18 protein-coding genes are annotated in these 16591 nt (G+C 69.3%); 8 read left to right on the top strand and 10 right to left on the bottom strand.

Translation table 11 applies throughout. The features are described 5' to 3' along the window. Positions 1-7: 7 nt before the first annotated feature. The 5 genes from EAD98_RS27715 to EAD98_RS27695 all read right to left on the bottom strand — a co-directional run bounded on the left by EAD98_RS27715 (position 8) and on the right by EAD98_RS27695 (position 5556). A complete protein-coding gene (locus EAD98_RS27715; protein ID WP_158609845.1) occupies positions 8-745 on the bottom strand; it encodes an ABC transporter permease subunit in 738 nt (245 codons plus the stop codon). Positions 746-774: 29 nt separating this feature from the next. Further along, positions 775-1500 (bottom strand): ABC transporter ATP-binding protein, encoded by a 726-nt coding sequence (locus EAD98_RS27710; protein WP_121656906.1) that lies wholly within the window; start codon positions 1498-1500, stop codon positions 775-777. A 124-nt stretch (positions 1501-1624) separates the two neighbouring features. Further along, positions 1625-2344 carry a DUF4386 domain-containing protein gene (locus tag EAD98_RS27705; RefSeq protein WP_121656905.1) on the bottom strand — a complete coding sequence of 240 codons (720 nt, stop codon included), beginning with the start codon at positions 2342-2344 and terminating at the stop codon, positions 1625-1627. A 156-nt stretch (positions 2345-2500) separates the two neighbouring features. Then, complete coding sequence (locus tag EAD98_RS27700; protein WP_121656904.1) at positions 2501-3955, bottom strand: alkaline phosphatase PhoX; 1455 nt, start codon at positions 3953-3955, stop codon at positions 2501-2503. 194 nt (positions 3956-4149) lie between these two features. After that, positions 4150-5556 carry a glycosyltransferase family 39 protein gene (locus EAD98_RS27695; RefSeq protein WP_158609844.1) on the bottom strand — a complete coding sequence of 469 codons (1407 nt, stop codon included), beginning with the start codon at positions 5554-5556 and terminating at the stop codon, positions 4150-4152. A 314-nt stretch (positions 5557-5870) separates the two neighbouring features. Here EAD98_RS27695 and EAD98_RS27690 point away from each other — a divergent pair, with 314 nt between their 5' ends. Together EAD98_RS27690 and EAD98_RS27685 are read left to right on the top strand one after the other, a co-directional pair. Beyond that, positions 5871-6398 (top strand): DUF2231 domain-containing protein, encoded by a 528-nt coding sequence (locus EAD98_RS27690; RefSeq protein WP_368666176.1) that lies wholly within the window; start codon positions 5871-5873, stop codon positions 6396-6398. Positions 6399-6413: 15 nt separating this feature from the next. Continuing rightward, complete coding sequence (locus tag EAD98_RS27685; RefSeq protein ID WP_121656901.1) at positions 6414-6806, top strand: nuclear transport factor 2 family protein; 393 nt, start codon at positions 6414-6416, stop codon at positions 6804-6806. Positions 6807-6839: 33 nt separating this feature from the next. Here the strand turns inward: EAD98_RS27685 and EAD98_RS27680 are convergent, their stop codons facing one another. Next, complete coding sequence (locus EAD98_RS27680; protein WP_121656900.1) at positions 6840-7526, bottom strand: DNA alkylation repair protein; 687 nt, start codon at positions 7524-7526, stop codon at positions 6840-6842. A gap of 168 nt (positions 7527-7694) precedes the next feature. Continuing rightward, positions 7695-10292, bottom strand: a complete 2598-nt coding sequence (rph, locus tag EAD98_RS27675; RefSeq protein ID WP_121656899.1) for a rifamycin-inactivating phosphotransferase — start codon at positions 10290-10292, stop codon at positions 7695-7697. 312 nt (positions 10293-10604) lie between these two features. Here rph and EAD98_RS27670 point away from each other — a divergent pair, with 312 nt between their 5' ends. The 4 genes from EAD98_RS27670 (at position 10605) to EAD98_RS27660 (ending at position 12161) form a co-directional block, all read left to right on the top strand. Beyond that, positions 10605-11183 (top strand): alpha/beta fold hydrolase, encoded by a 579-nt coding sequence (locus EAD98_RS27670; protein ID WP_121656898.1) that lies wholly within the window; start codon positions 10605-10607, stop codon positions 11181-11183. 218 nt (positions 11184-11401) lie between these two features. Further along, positions 11402-11611 (top strand): hypothetical protein, encoded by a 210-nt coding sequence (locus tag EAD98_RS27665; RefSeq protein WP_121656897.1) that lies wholly within the window; start codon positions 11402-11404, stop codon positions 11609-11611. 65 nt (positions 11612-11676) lie between these two features. Beyond that, complete coding sequence (locus EAD98_RS30765; RefSeq protein ID WP_147457504.1) at positions 11677-11895, top strand: hypothetical protein; 219 nt, start codon at positions 11677-11679, stop codon at positions 11893-11895. Positions 11896-11918: 23 nt separating this feature from the next. Continuing rightward, the gene (locus EAD98_RS27660; protein WP_121656896.1) at positions 11919-12161 is read left to right on the top strand and encodes a potassium transporter TrkA; all 243 of its coding nucleotides are present in this window, start codon (positions 11919-11921) and stop codon (positions 12159-12161) included. Positions 12162-12211: 50 nt separating this feature from the next. On the opposite strand, the gene EAD98_RS27655 is transcribed toward EAD98_RS27660, so the two are convergent. Then, the gene (locus EAD98_RS27655) at positions 12212-12541 is read right to left on the bottom strand and encodes a TraR/DksA C4-type zinc finger protein (protein WP_121656895.1); all 330 of its coding nucleotides are present in this window, start codon (positions 12539-12541) and stop codon (positions 12212-12214) included. Positions 12542-12931: 390 nt separating this feature from the next. On the opposite strand from EAD98_RS27655, the gene EAD98_RS27650 reads away from it, so the two are divergent. Beyond that, positions 12932-13561 (top strand): TetR/AcrR family transcriptional regulator, encoded by a 630-nt coding sequence (locus EAD98_RS27650; RefSeq protein WP_121656894.1) that lies wholly within the window; start codon positions 12932-12934, stop codon positions 13559-13561. Positions 13562-13665: 104 nt separating this feature from the next. Here EAD98_RS27650 and EAD98_RS27645 read toward each other — a convergent pair whose 3' ends face one another. After that, the gene (locus EAD98_RS27645) at positions 13666-14181 is read right to left on the bottom strand and encodes a hypothetical protein (RefSeq protein WP_121656893.1); all 516 of its coding nucleotides are present in this window, start codon (positions 14179-14181) and stop codon (positions 13666-13668) included. 79 nt (positions 14182-14260) lie between these two features. Next, the gene (gene glnA, locus EAD98_RS27640) at positions 14261-15685 is read right to left on the bottom strand and encodes a type I glutamate--ammonia ligase (RefSeq protein ID WP_121656892.1); all 1425 of its coding nucleotides are present in this window, start codon (positions 15683-15685) and stop codon (positions 14261-14263) included. 261 nt (positions 15686-15946) lie between these two features. Between glnA and EAD98_RS27635 the strand changes: the two genes are divergently transcribed. Continuing rightward, positions 15947-16345: an RDD family protein gene (locus EAD98_RS27635; RefSeq protein ID WP_233583999.1), complete on the top strand. Its 399-nt coding sequence runs from the start codon at positions 15947-15949 to the stop codon at positions 16343-16345. Positions 16346-16591 lie beyond the last annotated feature (246 nt).

Raw genomic sequence — 16591 nt, 5'->3', positions numbered from 1 at the left:
TCGCTGGTCACGCGTCGCGCCGGCGGAGCAGTACGCCGCCGAACAGAATCACCACTGCCGCGTACCCGCACATCAGCAGCACGCTGATCCACCCGGCGAACAGCCCGGGTATGGGCGCGGTCACGGCGATCGAGTTGAGCAGCATCAGCAGCGGGACGAAGCGGCCGACCGCGATTCCGCTCTCGCCGAACAGGCCGGCCACGATCATCGGGACGAACATCAGACCGAACAGCGTGCCGATCGCGGCGCCCGAGTGCCGCACGATCGTCCCGATGCCGACCCCGATCAGCGCGGTGGCGCCCAGGTACACGCCGGTCAGCAGGACCGCGCGCAGGATCGCCGGGTCACCGAGGGACGCGGCCGGGATGGCGGTGCCGCGGATCGCGAGCTGCCCGCTCAGATAGCCGGCGAAGCTCGCCACCAGGCCGACGGTGAGAGCCGCGCCGCCGCACACGGCGACCTTCGCGGCCAGGACCGTCCGACGCCGTGGGACGGCGGCGAACGTCGAGCGGATCATCCCGGTGCCGTATTCGCCGGTCACCATCAGGACGCCGAGCGCTCCGAGGAGCAGTTGGGCCACGATGGCGCCGCCGAGGCTGTTGTTCAGGATCTGGGCGGCGGTGGCGACCGGGGTGTGCGATCGGTACCCGAGTCCCACGCCGGCCCCGGCCGCGGCCATCGAGACGACCGCGGTGATCGCCAGCCACCACGTCGACCGGACGCTGCTCAGTTTGACGCGCTCCATCCGGGCCGCGTGCCGAAATCCGTACCCGTTCATGACGCTCCCACTCCGCGATAGTCGGTGGCCTGTGAGGTGAGCCGGAAGAACGCGTCCTCCAGGCTGTCGTCGCCGGCGGCGAGTGCGGCGACGGTCGTCTCGGCCAGCAGCCGGCCGCGGCCGATGACCACCAGCCGGGAGGCGGTCAGCGCCATCTCGGCGATCAGGTGGCTGGACACGAACACCGTCCGGCCCTCGGCGGCGAGTCCGCGCAGCAGGTCCCGGATCCAGCGGATGCCCTCCGGATCCAGCCCATTGACCGGCTCGTCGAGCAGGAGGACGCCCGGGTCGCCGAGCAGGGCCACAGCGACGCCGAGCCGCTGACGCATGCCGAGCGAATACGTACCGGCGCGCCGAGTCGCCGCGTCGGACAGACCGACCATGCGCAGCACCTGTTCGACCCGGGAACCGGGGATGTCGTTGCTCGCGGCCAGCGCGGTCAGGTGCGCGCGGGCGCTGCGGCCGGGATGGAACGCCCCGGCATCGAGGAGCGCGCCGACCGTCTTCAACGGCCAGTTCAGGTCCGCGTACCGGACGCCGCCGATCAGTGCCTCGCCATGGTCCGGGGCATCCAGACCGAGGATCATCCGCATCGTCGTCGACTTGCCGGATCCGTTCGGGCCGAGGAAGCCGGTCACCACCCCCGGTTGCACCCGGACGCTCAGCCTGTCGACGGCGATCCTGTCGCCGTAGCGTTTCGTCAGCTCACGTAGTTCGATCACACGAATGACGCTAGGCAACGCCGTCGGCGGTCAGAAGCCGGAAAGCATCCGACTCCGCCTGGAGGTTTTCCCCCATCGCGGTCCCGCATGCAGGAGACAACACGCGGGACCGCTGACGCCGCTCTCAGGCTTGGGACAGCGTGCTGGTCGCCGCTACCGAGCCGGTGTTGCGGGGGTTGGCGGGAGGGGACCGGAACCCCTTGACGATGAGGTGGACGGCGAGGCTGACTTCCCACGCGAACACGGGAAGCGCGGCGATCGCGTGGTCGAGCGGACTGTAGAGCCCGAACATCACCGCAACCGCGGAGGTGGTGACGAGCGGCCCACCGATGAGACCCAGCACGGCGATGATCCGTGGCACCGCCTGGGACCGGTACACCAGGTAGGCCAGCAGCAGGCTGTTCACGCCCAGAATGACGTTGGAACCGAGCAGGAACGTCCAGTCGTGGATGGCCACGAGCGACTGCCCGACCGCCGCGAGCGCGCCGTCGTCGGTGCTCGGGCCCACGCCGTCCTGTCGCAACGTCACGATCGACACGACGCTGACGATCCCGACGGTGATGACCGCGGCTTCGAGGAGGCGACCGCAGACGTGGGCGAGGGCCATGCCCTCGTTCTGCCGTTTGATCACCGGATACAGCGTGACCGCGGTGCCGATGACGGCCATGACGACGATGAGCTCGCTGAACGCTCCCACCAGCACCCGGGTGTCGGCCCCGGCGCCCCCGACATAGTTCTCGTTGGACAGTACGGGCTGGTACAGCGCCAGGCCGGTGATCCCGGCGATCTCGGTGATCAGGAACAACACACCCGCGACAGTCGCGGTCCTACTCCTGGAACTCATGAGCCACCACCCTCTCGTCGTGGTGTACGCCGTACACCATCTCGACTCACGTTAGGTGTACGGCGTACACCTGTCAACGGGTCGATCAGGTGGCGTCGGAGAGAGCGGCGAGGGCCCGGCGGATCGCCGGACCCCCACCCGTTCGAAGTGGCTCGGTCAGCCCAGGTACTTCTCCCACGGGCCGGTGATGGCCAGCGTGAGGCCGGGATCCTGCATGTTGACGAAGAGCACCTTGCCGTCGGCCGTGAAGGTCGGCCCGCAGAACTCCGAGTCGTTGAGCTGATTGCGGGCGATCGCGTACGTCGGCCCACCCGGGACCGCGCTGAGCACGTGCGAGGCGCCCGAGCCGTCCTCGGCGAGCACGAGGCTTCCCCACGGGGTGACGGTCACGTTGTCCGGGCCGTCGAAGGTGAGGTCGGTGTACTTGACCGACGTCCCCTCCTCCGAGGCGGTCTGGTGCGGGAAGTACGTCACCAACTGGATGGTCTGGGCCTCGTAGTTGTAGAACCAAACCATGCCGTCGTGCGGAGCCGCGTCCGCCGGCAGGTCACCCTCGTCCCAGGCGTAGGAGTTGACCACGTACACGCCCTCGTCGGTGCCCCACACGCCCTCGAACTTGCGTCCGCGGGTCACCTGGCCGTCGGCGAACTGCTCGCGTACGGACTTCTGGCGCGCGTCGCGGTCCGGCACCTCGATCCACCGCACGGGGAAGGGCCGGCCCAACTGGGCGGAGGTCAGGTAGGCGACGTCCGGCAGCACCGAGCCGTCGTCCATGATGATCTGCATGGCGGCGAGGACGCCGGCGTTCGGTGCGAGGCGGGTGAGCACGCCGGGACCGAGCTTGACGCCGCGCGGCGCCGTCCAACGGTAGAAGAGGCCGTTGGGCCCGTCGGCGTCTTCGGAGAGGTAGACGCTGGTCCGGTCCTTGTCGACCGCCAGGGCCTCGTGGGAGTAGCGACCCAGGCACTTGATCGGCCGCGGGTCCGCGCTGCCGTCGGCCCAGACCTCGAAGACGTAGCCGTGATCCTTCTGGTAGACGCCGGACCGGCCGCCCTCTTCCCATTCGTCGCCGGCGCGGTCCTCGGTCTCCTCACAGGTGAGCCAGGTCCCCCAGGGGGTCGGCCCGCCGGCGCAGTTGGAGATGGTGCCGGAGAGGGCGACGAACTCACCCAGGTTCCGACCCGCACGGTCCGTCTTGATCACCGTGCAACCGCCGGCGTCGACGGCGCCCGAGTCGTACACCGTGCCCTTGATGTGCGGCACGCCGAACTCGGCGCCCGGGTCGATCTCGTGGTTCTGGATCAGGGTGTAGCGGCCGTGTCCGGCGTCGTAGACGGCCATGCCGTCGTGGTCGGCCGGGGTCACGCCCTGGCCGCGGTCGAGCCGGGTGACACCCGTCCGGGTGACCACGGTGTAGCTGAAGCCCTCGGGCAGGGCCAGGATGCCGTCGGGGTCGTCCACGAGCGGCGGGAAGGGCACGGGGCCGGCCTTGACCGGCGGGTGCGGCCGGCCCGGCTTGGCCTGCGCCAGGGACGGCAGGCCGCCGGCGATGGCAAGGCCCACGCCGGCGGCGGCGCCACCGGCGAGGAAGGTACGACGAGAGGAAGGCACGTGGATCAGCTCCTGGTCAGGGCAAGTGCGACGAATGACAGCCAACCCCCGCGGACAGACGCCGACACGTCGCCTTCGGGATGGATTGGTGACATCGGAGTGAAGAATCAGCGCCACGCACGCTTCGCCAGCCAGCGGCGTATCCACTTGCGGAGACACGGGCCGTTCCGGACGAGCGGCGGTGGGGTTACCGGTCAACTCGGCATGCGTTCCAGAAGGCTGATGCCCAACAGCGCGTACTGCCAACGCTGTGCGGGCCGATAGTCCTTCCGGATCCGTTCCTGTTTTCCAAGTGCCATGTCCTTCATCGGGTCGGTCGCGTTGTCGACGCGGACGACCCAGATCCGGGGCGGGGTGCCCAGGCAGACCGCATCGGGGCATTCCGTCGCCAAGAACTGGCCGTCGGTGCGCTGTCGGGCGGTACGCAGCACATCAGGCGGGCGAGGCGTAGGCAGGTAGCGCTCGTAGATGTCCCGCGGGGACCAGGGGATGCTCGGGTGGCTGTCGGGAAAGACGACCACGTCACCAGGGCGGTATCGGGGGCCGATGACCGCCGCGATGCGGAACGAGTCCTGGCTGTGGCCAGCCTGGGAGCGGACGGTGACCTGTGCGGGACAGGCCAGGGTCGTGGCCAGGCAGACGGCGACGATCGAATGCGCCCGGCCGATCCGGGTCAGGGCGGACGCGGCGAGGATGGCCATTGCCGGCAGCACCACCAGGACGTACCGGGCTGTCCACACCTGGAGCTGGGTGCCGACGAGCAACAGCAGGACCGCCGGAACGAACGCCGCGGTGGCCAGGCAGACATGGGCCGAGTCGCGGCGTACGCCGAGCACCGCCAGCACGAGGACGAACCCGCCGACGGCCGCGGAGTGGAAGAGCCGTTCCGGGAACTCCTGCAGGGCGCTGAGGTCGACCAGGGCGATCCAGGAGACCTGCGCTGTCTGCCCGGAGCCCCGAACGGACAGGGCAAGGGCTGGCAGTGCGCCGACGAAGGCCGCCGTCGCCCACCACCGCGTTGTTCGCCAGCCGTCGGTGCGGTGTCCGAGCTGCCACCAACCCACGGCCGTGGCGTGCCCGACGATCATGAGCAGTCCGCTGAGCGGATGCAGCACGCCGGCGAAACCGACGGCGGCGGCGTAGCCGATGAGCCGAGCACGCGTGGGATGCTCCAACGACATGACCAGGAGCAGTACGGCGAGTGCGGCACCGAGAATCACCGCGGCGTACGACCGTGCTTCCTGCGCGTAGCGCGACGTCACCGGGAGAATCGCGAAGATCAGCCCGGCAAGCAGGCCCGTCGCGGTCCCGCCCACCCGCCGGCCGAGCACGGTCACCACCACCGTGGCGAGGGTCATCGCGACGGCGGAGGGCAGCCGTAGCGCGAGGGTCGAGGTGCCCGCCACGGCTGTGTATGCCTTCAGAAGCCCGTAATACGGGGTGAGCACCGCGTCCACCGACCCCGAGAGCTGCCACAACTGGGACCACGACAGCCGTACAGCGCCCCAGGTGGCGAGTTCGTCAGCCCACAACGCCGCACCGGTCAGACGCCACAGACCCAGCGCCGCCGCGACCAGACCGGGCAGAGCCAGACCTGCCACGCCGACCGCCGCATGCGCTCGCGGGGGTTGGTCCGCCACGTCCGCCCCTGGCGACTGCGCTCCCTTGGCTGCTTCAGGCAGGTCGGGCAGGGCAGCGATGGCGCCGGTGCGGTGCAGCGGCCAACTGGCGGTGATGACGGTTCTCCTTCAAGGGCGGGCCACGGCCGCGCGAACGCTAGCCATCGTTGAAGAGCGCACGATGTCGCCCGGCATGACGGCTAATGAACGGCAGGTGCCGGCAACGTCCGCCCGGGCGTCCGGTCAGCCCGCTGAAACCGGATCGTCCGCCAGGTGTATCGGCGTCCGGTCCGGGTATGCGGGTGCGGTTGGTACCCCGACAGGAGGTTGCAGTGGAGAGTCGAGCCAAGGCGATGGGTCACGGGATCCATCCCATGCTGATCGTGTTCCCGCTGGGACTCCTCGCGACGTCGGTCATCTTCGACATCCTGTATCTGATCACCGACCGAACCGGATTCCAGATCTCCGCCGCGTACACCATCGCGGCGGGTGTCATCGGCGGCGTGGTCGCCGCCCTGTTCGGCTTCATCGACTGGCGGGCCATCCCGGCCGGCACCCGGGCCAAGCGGATCGGCGCGGCGCACGGCACCGGCAACCTGGTGGTCGTGATCCTGTTCGCGGTGAGCTGGCTGGTGCGTCTGTCCCGGGACAACTGGGAACCGAACGCCGGCGCGCTGATCCTGAGCTTCGCGGGCATCATCCTCTCCGGGGTGACCGCCTGGCTGGGCGGGGAACTGGTCGAGCGGCTGGGCATCAGCGTGAGCGACAACGCCGGGGTGAACGCGCCCAGCTCGCTGCGCCGCGCGCCGGCACGCGGCGCCTGACCCCGGCGCCGCGCCGTGGACAGGAAGCACGTCGACGACTGGCTCGCCGCCTACGAGCGGGCGTGGCGTACGCCGGGCACGAACGCGCTGGGCACGCTCTTCGCCGAGGATGCGAGCTACCAGCAGGGGCCGTACTGGACGCCCGTCGTCGGCCTGCCGGCCATCGCCCGGATGTGGGAAGAGCAGCGCAGGGGCCCCGACGAGGTGTTCGAGATGACGAGGGAGATCGTCGCCGTGGACGGCGACACCGCGGTGGCGCGCCTGGAGGTCCACTACGGCGATCCGGTCGACCAGGAGTACCGCGACCTGTGGATCATGCGATTCGCCGAGGATGGACGGTGCCGGTCGTTCGAGGAGTGGCCGTTCTGGCCAGGACAGCAACCGGCCAACCCGCCGGACGGACCGTGACCCGAGGCATCGGTCCGGTCGCGGCGTGACCTTCTAGCCGTCGTGCTGGCGGCGCACCATCTCGTTGATCCAGATGGGTGCGAACGGAGACGTGCAGCCGGGGGAGGTCGGATAGTCCTTGAGCACCTCCAAGCGTTCACCGATGTCCAGTGCACGGGCGCGGTGCTCGGCGTGGTCGATCCCGATCTGAGCCAGGCAGTGGTTCATCGCCCACTGCAGGCGGTCCGGGGCGTCCTTCATCTCCGCCTCGATGACGTCGAGCAGGCCTGGAAGGTCGAGGCCCTGCGGCTTCTTCGTCACACGGTCGGTGGTCAACGCCCAGCCGGCGCTCGCGACCACCGGATCCGGATCGGCGGACCAGCCCACACGCAGCTCCTCGGAGTGCGGATTCTTCTTCACCACGTAGCTCACGAGCCAGTCGTGCACCTTCGGTACGCGCGCCTCGCGCAACATGACGTCCAACTCGGCGCGCTCGAACGCCTTCGGTCGACAGATCAGAATCGCCAGCAGTCTCGCCGCGGTATCGCCCGTCGCCCACAGCTGGCACGCGAGCTCCTGCTGCGTCTTCAGGCGCTTCGCGAGCGCGCGCAGCTTGCCGAGGTGCACACCGTGATCGTCACCGTGTCTCTCGTTCACCTGGCGAATCTTCGGGTCCTCGAGAGCGGCCAGCTCGGCCAGCACCTCGGCCAACCTTGTCCCGCTCGGCGTCGTCTCGGCCACCGCAGCCTCCCGTCCATCACCTGCGAGACGCAGCCTACGACGCAAGGGCGCCACCGGCGGAGGTCATCGTCGACATCGACGACCGCCCCAACGGGCAGGATGGCCCTGCGCCGTTGGGGCGGAACCACGGCGGCGTCGGCGGCGACAAGATCGAGGCCTGCTGTCCCGTCACGACAGGATCTGCACGTACCCGTCGGTGCCGTGCACGCGAATCCGCTGCCCGTCCCGGATCAGCTTGGTCGCGTGCTCCACACCGACGACGGCGGGCAGACCGTACTCCCGGGCGATCACCGCACCGTGGGTCATGAGGCCGCCCACCTCCGTCACCAACCCCTCGATCGCGACGAACAGGGGCGACCAGCTCGGGTCGGTGTAGGCGGTGACCAGGATGTCGCCGGGTTCAAGGTCGGCCTCGGTCAGGTCCAGGATGACGCGAGCCCGTCCCTCGACGATGCCGTTGGAGACCGGGAGGCCGACCAGCGCGCCGGTCGGCACGTCGTCGCGTCGGTACGCCCCGCTGATGCCCTCACCTTCCGACGTGAGCACCCGGGGCGGTGTGAGCGCCTGATACGACCTGAACGCTTCCTTCCGCCGCTGGATGAGCTGATCATCAGCCTGGTTCGTGCGTACGACGTCGTGCAGCTCCTGGAACGTGAGGTAGAAGATGTCCTCCCTCTCACGAAGCACGTTGGCCTGTACGAGGCGCTCGGCCTCGTCCAGCAGGGCCTGTTTGTAGATGAAATAGCGGCTGACAATGCCGTACTTCGGATACTCCCGGTAGCCGATGAAGGTCCGAACCCGGTCGATCATCCGCTTGGCCTCGGCGGCTTTCTGCTCCCCGTCCGGCAGGGCCCGCAGGAGTTCCAGCACGTCCTCCTGCTTCTTCCGCGCCTCCTGCCGCCCCTGCTCGAAGCGCCGTTCGGCGGCGCCCGGCTCGAAGAGCTTGATGTTGTCGAGGAGCAGGGGCACGAGCGTGGCGGGGCGTTCGCTCCAGCGCGGTCTCGTGATGTCGATCTCGCCGACGCAGCGCATGCCGTACCGGTCGAGGTAGGCCTCGATGGCGTCGCGCGCTTCGCCCCCGCCCGCGAGCTTCGGCAGCTCGTCAAGGAAGCCGTCGTCCTCGACCTCCTGCAGGAACGCCACCACCTCCGGGTGGGGGCGGATCACGTCCGCGACGTCGAGGAGCGCCAGGCCCATCTCCGACGTGATGTTGCCGGGGGCCGACAGCGTGAGGGTGTCGGCCGCGTTCTTCTCGCCCAGCCATTCCTGGAGCTGGTCGTTGAGCCACCAGGTGGCCTCCATCCCCGCCATGATCGCCTGGATGCTCAGCGGGTCGGCGAGGACTCGCTTGTGCTCCTGGAAGGCCTCCAGCAGGAAGTCGAACAGCGCCGGTCCGCTCTTCGTCCGGATGTCACTCCGTAGGGCGGCGACGGAAGCCTGGCTGCGCTCGATCAGCTCGGTGACGATGGCCGGATCGTTCTCGATCGGGGCGGGCGCGCCGCCGGCCGGTGGCCCGCCGGGAGCGGCGTCCGGGAGCGTCGGGATGAAGTCGCCGCGGTCGAGGACGGTCTCCAGCGCGTCCCTGATCAACGGATCACCCCGTCCCACCAGGTCCAGGAAGCCGGCGCGGCCCGCGGGCGAGGCCAGGCGCGGGGTGGCGTCGACGAACAGCCTCCCGCCGGCCTCGTGCATCGGCGCCATGGCCGTCAGCTGCCACATGGAGACGCCCAGGGGCTTCATGGCGTCGGTCATCATCTGCTGATGACCGACCGAGACGTAGACGTGGTTCCCCGCGTCGCTGGTCTCGGGGACGGGGAACAGCGTGGTGATCGGCCGGCTCTGCACGATCTGGAAGTCATCGTCGACCAGACACCACTCGATGTCCTGCGGGCGGCCGAAGTGTGCTTCGATCCGCCGGCCCAGCCGCACCAGCCGCAAGACCTGTTCGTCCGTCAGCGTCGGCTGCTCCTGCCGGTCCGAGCTGATCGCCTGCTCCGCCGTCCCGCCGGTGGGCAGGGCATGAATGGCGAGCCGCTTGGTGGCGATCGCCTTGTCGACGATCACACCGTCCCGCACCGTGTAGGCGTCCGCGTTCACCAGCCCGGAGACCAGAGCCTCGCCGAGGCCGAAGCTGGCCTCCACGCGGGCGACCTTCCGGTTGGACGTGACGGGGTCGGCCGTGAACAGGACCCCGGCCGCCTGCGGGAAGGCCATCTGCTGCACGACGACGGCCATGTGGACCGTGCGGTGGTCGATGCCGTTGCGCTGACGGTAGGTCACGGCCCGCTCGGTGAACAGCGAGGCCCAGCACCGGCTGACGTGCTGGAGGATCGCCGCCGGGCCCACGACGTTCAGGTACGTGTCCTGCTGGCCGGCGAAGGAGGCTGTCGGCAGGTCCTCGGCCGTCGCGCTGGATCGGACGGCGTAGGCGGCCCGCTCATCGAGCGCGGCGAGGGCCCGGGTGATCGCCGCAGCCACATCGTCGGGGACCACGATTCCTTCGAGGGTACGGCGGATCTCCGCACTGAGGGCGCGAATCCCCTCCCGGTCGTCCGGGTTGAGGCGCGACAGCTGATCGAGCCGATCGTCGATCGACGGGGCTTCGGCCACGATCCGCCGGAAGGCGTCCGTCGTCACGCAGAAGCCGGCCGGTACGCGGACGCCGCCGATCCGCGAGAGCGCCCCCAGGTGCGCGCCCTTGCCGCCGACGATCGCGACCTGCGTCTCGTCGAGGTCCTGGAGACCCCGCACGTACTGCTCGCTCATCGCGATACCTCCGTGGCCGCCGCCCTCATTTCTTCCTGCCGTCCTCTCGACGCCGGTAGCGGTTCGACGACATCGCGCCCCTCGTAGGTCGACACCAACACACGCACGTCGTGCCCCATTTCTTCGGCCGCTCATGGCTTCGGCCGACGATTCTGCGGCAAGACCCGGGTCTTGCGGCAAGTCCCCCGGTGCGATATACGTTTAAGTGGGATTACTTTCTTCATTGTCGCGCGTTGCGACCAGAAATCGTTCTCGAAAACGGTGGTGGCGGCCTGTGTCAGGGCGCGGTCGGGGATATGAAGGAGGACCGTCATGGCCGGGACCGGACAGGTCCTGTTCATCCAGGGCGGCGGCGCCGGCACGCACGACGAATGGGACAACGAGCTGGTCGACAGCTTGAGGCGGGAGCTCGGGAACGGGTACGAGGTCCGCTACCCGCGCATGCCCGACGAGGACGACCCGAACTACGCCAGTTGGAGCGCGGCCATCCGACGGGAGATCGCGGCCCTGGGCGACGGGGCGGTCGTCGCGGGCCATTCAGTCGGCGCGACGATCCTCATCAACGCCCTCGCCGAGCGGCCACCGGAGCGGGAGCTCAAGATGATCGCGCTCATCGCCGCTCCGTTCGTCGGTGCGGGCGGCTGGCCCGGCGACGAGTTCGAGCTGCCGCACGACCTCGGCGCGAGGCTGCCGCACGGCGTGCCGGTGCACGTGTTCCACGGACTCCAGGACGAGACTGCTCCACCGTCGCATGCTGACCTGTACGCGCGCGTCATCCCGCAGGCACTGCCGCACCGGCTGCCCGGGCGCGACCACCAGCTGAACAACGACCTGAGCGAGGTCGCGGAGGCGATCAAGCTGGACGACCGCGGACCCGTCGCCCAGGAATAGCGAAGGGTCCGCTCACCGGATGCGGGCGTGCAGGACGAAGCCCACGGCGATCGTCGCCAGAATCAGGGCAATGTAGAGGGTCACCAGCGCTCCGCCCCACCGCCGCTGCCGCGCCGGACCCGAGCCGGTTCGCTCGGAGTTGCGGGCAATGGCATGGCCGTTGCCGTCACATGGTGCGGATGTGGCCGACACGCTGGGCGACGGCTATGGTTTGCGACATGCACGATCGGCGCACCCTTCGACGCGTCGGCCAGCGCATGCCGCTGCCGACGATGCTGGTGCTTGCCGTGATCGTGATGGTGCTCTCCGCCACCCGGTCGATCGGGCTGTGCATCGTGTTCCGCTCCGCACGACGGGCGATCCCCGGCTGCGTGCCTGCCTGGTCGGCGGACCGTGCTCCGCCGCGCCTCGCGCGCGCCATCGCCTGACCCACTCGCCCCGGCTTCCGCCGGTCCCCTCCTCGGAGCATCGTGCCCACCTCGTGCCTGTCCGCATGCCCGTCTTCGCCCTCGACACGTGCCGCCACCCCGACGATGGGGCGGCGCACATGCTGACCCCCGGCGCGGTCCGCCGGCTGCTGCTCACCGGCGGCGGTGCCACTCATCCGGATCTCGCCGCCCGGCTGGCCGCGATGACCGGCCGCACGGTGACCCTGCCCGCCGAACCACACCTGGCCACGCTCGCCGGCCTGCGCCTGCAGCTGACCCGCTGAGCCGCTTCTCTTCCGGAGTCGTCATGTATGTCGAACTGACCCCGCTGCCCGGTATCGGGGTACGCCGTATGTTCACCACCGCCGAAGGCCGCCGCGTCGGCGTGGTCACGCACCATCCCGGCGGCCGGCGGGATCTTGTCTATGAGTCCCCGGACGATCCCGACGCCACCTGCTGTCTGACCCTGACCCGATCCGAGGCCATGGCTCTCGCCGGGCTTTTGGGCATCCTGGAGGTCGTCACCGTCGCGGAACCATCTGGCGCGTAACGGCTTGTGGCTGCCGTGCCACCCGCGTGGCACGGCAGCCACGTCGGGCGTCACCCGTTGTGCTTTTCCTGGCATGGCACGCAGAAGCGAGCGTGCGGGAGGACCTCAAGCCGTTCCGGCGGGATGCTCTTGCCGCACTTCTCGCAGGCGCCGTAGGTGCCGTCGGTGATCCGGCGCAGCGCACCGGTGATCTGCTCGATGTTGCGGCGGGTGGCCACCAGCAGCGCGGCGCGGTGGTGGGCCTCGCTGGGGTCGCCGGTGTCCGCGTTGAGCTCGGTCAGTTCCCGCAGCCGAGCCGTCTGCGTGGCGAAGTCGTCCGCCAGGGACGCTCGCAGATCAGCGAGCCATTTCTGGTCAACCGTACGATGATCGATGCTCATGGTCTGCCCTTCACAAGGAACCGGAAAAAGAAAAAGGGCCGAAGCTGAATAGCTTCGCCCTGGCGGCCGTTCTGGGATGCAACGGTGCCGCGGGAGGGCCTCGGCCGGTTCGCGCCGGGCTCGACAGCCTGTGCGTGGGCGCGATGTGCAGCGCACGGACAACCGGCACCCGCATCCCGGCCATCCGGTGCGCCGCCGCCACGCGGACAGCAGCGAACGCCGCCACATCAGTGACGGCGGGCGAGCGGAACGTCACCGGCGGCATGCCTCCACCATAGGGCGGCGGCTGGCCGAAAGCCAACGTCCGCTGGCCGGGACCATCCTCCGCATCGCGCGGTCCAACGACCGCAAATCGGACGACTGGCGTCCGCTTAACGATAAACTTTGCGGATGCCCGAACGGGACCCCGCGCACGGCGTCCGCGCGGACGCACAGCGCAACCGACGCCAGCTGATCGTCGCGACGCGAAAGGCGATCGAGTCCCGCGGGCTCGACGTCTCGGCCCTGGACATCGCGACGGCGGCGGGCGTGGGAGTGGGCACCCTGTACCGGCGCTTCGGGACGAAGGAAGCGCTGCTGGACCACGTGGTGCTCGGCCTCTACGACGAGTTGTGCGACACCGCGCAGGTCTGCCTGGAGCGTCCGGACCCGTGGGCGGGCCTGGCGGAGTTCGTGATGGAGCTGGCCGGAGCGCACCGGGACAGCCGCGGCCTGGCCGAGGTCACCGCGACGTGCGAACGGCCGCCGTCGCCCGAGCTCGCACAGCGGACCGCCGCACTACAGGACGCTGTCGCACGGCTCACCGAGCGGGCCCGCGACGCCGGCGCCCTGCGTGCCGACGTGACCTGGCAGGACATCCTGATCTGCTCGCGGGCGGCGCTGGACACCGACCACTGCCTCGGCGTGGACGCCGGACCCGAGGGGTGGCGTCGAGTCGTCACCATCCTGCTCGACGGGATACGCGCCCCCGGGCGCACCCCTCTTGAGGAGCCTGCGCCGCACGTCCACCAGGCGAGATGACGAATCCGGCCGCGGAGTGGGAGAGCACCCCGGAACCACGCGGTGGCGCTACCCGACGCGCCATCAGCAGTTGATGACGGCAGGAGCAGACTCCTCGTCGCTGGTCAGGGGTCGATGCGGTAACGCCGGTAGCCCGGCTCTGGTGGCTGGTGCTCGAACCCGTTCTCGTCCAAGGCGTTGAAGACGGTCAGCCATGCCGTAGCGAAGTCGAAGCCGACCGCGACACTGCCGTTGGCAAGGTCAGTCTCGCCCCCGATCCATTCGAGCAGTTCGACGTGGCGCAGCGTGCGGCCAGGCAGGTCCACGAGATCTGGCAATGGTTCCGGTCGCCAGGCGAGGTGAAAGTAGGGATCCTCGATCGCCCGGGACGGGTTGATGGTGTTCCAGGTGACGGAAAGGTCGTCGAACTTCTGATGGTCGATCTCAACCTGCTCGGCTCCGAAGTCGAGTAGGACGGGTGCATCGGTGAACCACTCGTCATGGTCGAGGTCCCAAACCAGCCAGGCGTGCTGGAGGGCGAGGCCGACCAGCCCACCTAGGCGTCGGGCGTGTGTGGCCGTGATGTCGCTGCGCCCGTTGAGCCACTGCGGCTGGTAGTCCTGGATGCCGAAGCGGGTCATGGGCAGAGTTTGCCACCCGGCGAGCTGTCCTTCCTGCCCGCCAAAAGGGCCCGCGGCGGCTGCCGCACGTCCGGCCGGGTCAGCAGTCGTAGTACATGGCGAATTCGTGCGGGGTCGGGCGCAGCGCACCGGGTCGGACCTCGTTGGCCCGCTTCCAGTCGACCCAGGTGGAGATCAGGTCGGGCGTGAAGACGCCACCGTCGAGCAGGTAGTCGTGGTCGGCCTCGAGCGAGTCCACCGCTTGTGCGAGCGAGCCCGGCACCTGCTTGACGTCGCCCCACTCCTCGGGTGGGAGGTCGTAGAGGTCCTTGTCGATCGGCGTCGGTGGTTCGATCTTGCTCTTGATGCCGTCGAGGCCGGCCATCATCATGGCGGAGAAGGCGAGGTAGACGTTGGCGGACGGGTCCGGGACGCGGAACTCGACGCGCTTGGCTTTCGGGTTCGCGCCGGTGACCGGGATGCGGGTGCAGGCCGAGCGGTTGCGCTGGGAGTAGACCAGGTTGACCGGCGCTTCGAAGCCCGGCACGAGGCGGCGGTACGAGTTGATGGTGGGGTTGGTGAAGGCCAGCAGCGACGGGGCGTGGTGCAGCAGGCCGCCGATGTACCAGCGGGCCGTGTCGGACAGGCCGGCGTAGCCGGTCTCGTCGTAGAACAGGGGTTCGCCGTTGAGCCAGAGGCTCTGGTGGGTGTGCATGCCCGAGCCGTTGTCGCCGAACAGGGGCTTGGGCATGAAGGTGGCGGTTTTGCCGTTGGCCCAGGCTTCGTTCTTGACGATGTACTTGAACAGTTGGAGTTGGTCGGCGGCGTGCAGCAGGGTGGAGAACCGGTAGTTGATCTCGGATTGGCCGGCGGTGCCGACCTCGTGGTGTGAGCGTTCCACGTTGAAGCCGGAGTCGACCAGGCGGCGCACGATCGCGTCGCGCAGGTCGGCGTAGTGATCGACCGGCGGGACGGGGAAGTAGCCGCCCTTGTACGCGGTCTTGTAGCCGCGGTTGCCGCCGGGCTCTTCGCGGCCGGTGTTCCAGGCGCCCTCGATCGAGTCGATGTAGTAGAACGACTGGTGCGCGGAGGTTTCGTGGCGGATCGAGTCGAAGATGTAGAACTCGGCTTCGGCGCCGAAGTAGGCGGTGTCGGCGATACCGCTCGCGGCGAGGTACGCCTCGGCCTTCTTGGCGACGTTGCGGGGGTCGCGGCTGTAGGCCTCGCGGGTGAACGGGTCGTGGATGAAGAAGTTCAACGCGAGGGTCTTCTGCGCCCGGAACGGGTCGATGAACGCGGTGGCGACGTCCGGGAGCAGGAGCATGTCCGACTCGTGGATCGCCTGGAAACCGCGGATCGATGAGCCGTCGAACGCGAGGCCGTCGGTGAACAGGTCGTCGTTGACGGACTCGACCGGCAGGTTGAAGTGCTGCATCACACCGGGCAGGTCACAGAAACGAACGTCGACGAACTTCACGTCCTCGTTCTTGAGGTACCGCAGCAGTTCCTCGGAATTGGCGAACACACGTCCTCCCGGCACGTCCACGGGGTGGCTAGGCTTCTTGCGACGCTATGGCCAGGGGGTTGCCCGGCCGTGTCCCCGTTGTTTCTGCCGTGTTACGTCCCTCGCGGAGCGTCAGCGACGCCCCTTTACCGCCCTCGGTCCGCCGTGAACGCCGTACCGGCCATGCCATTGTAGTGACATCTGATGCCATTGGCCCGATTTGGCGCGGGCGGTGGTGGCACCCGGAAAGCCCCGATCCCGACACGGATACCCTTGACCGCTGTGACCAACCCGCAGGCCCCGGCAGCGCCGGCCACCGACCCCGCCTTCACTCCGCCGAGCCTGGGCCGCCGGTTCGGGGCACTGATCATCGACTGGGTGTTGTGCCTGCTGGTGGCCAACATCTTCGCCGACCCGGTGCGCGACGGATGGGCTCCCGTCCTGGTGCTGATCCTGCTGTACGGCTTCTTCGTCGGCCTGTTCGCCCAGACGCCGGGCATGTACATCACGAAGGTCCGCTGCGTGAACTGGCACGACGGCGGCCGGATCGGAATCTTGCGGGGGCTGGCCCGGGGTCTGCTGCTGGCCCTCGTCGTCCCGGCGCTGATCATGGACGAGCACCGTCGCGGCCTGCACGACCGGCTCACCGACGCGGTCATCGTCGACGCACCCCGCCGCTGACCCAGGGCTCCGGCAGCCCGCGGGCCACTCCGGCAGCCGGGCGCGATCCCGGCAGCCCGCGCGCCACTCCGGCACCCCGCGGGCGGCCCCGGCAGCCCGCGCACCGCAAGACCAACTCGGTTTCCGTGAAGTCGTCGTGTCCCGGTGTGACGGACACCCCGCTTTCAGGGAAACCGAGTCGATCATGGCCCGGCCCGGCCCGGCCCGGCCCGGCGCGGCCCAGCGCGGTCCGGCCCGGCGCGGCCC

Source organism: Micromonospora sp. CV4, from assembly GCF_003667455.1.
Classification (GTDB): domain Bacteria; phylum Actinomycetota; class Actinomycetes; order Mycobacteriales; family Micromonosporaceae; genus Micromonospora.
The sequence above is the reverse complement of the archived record's forward strand: the minus strand, read 5'-3'. Positions and strand labels throughout refer to the sequence as shown.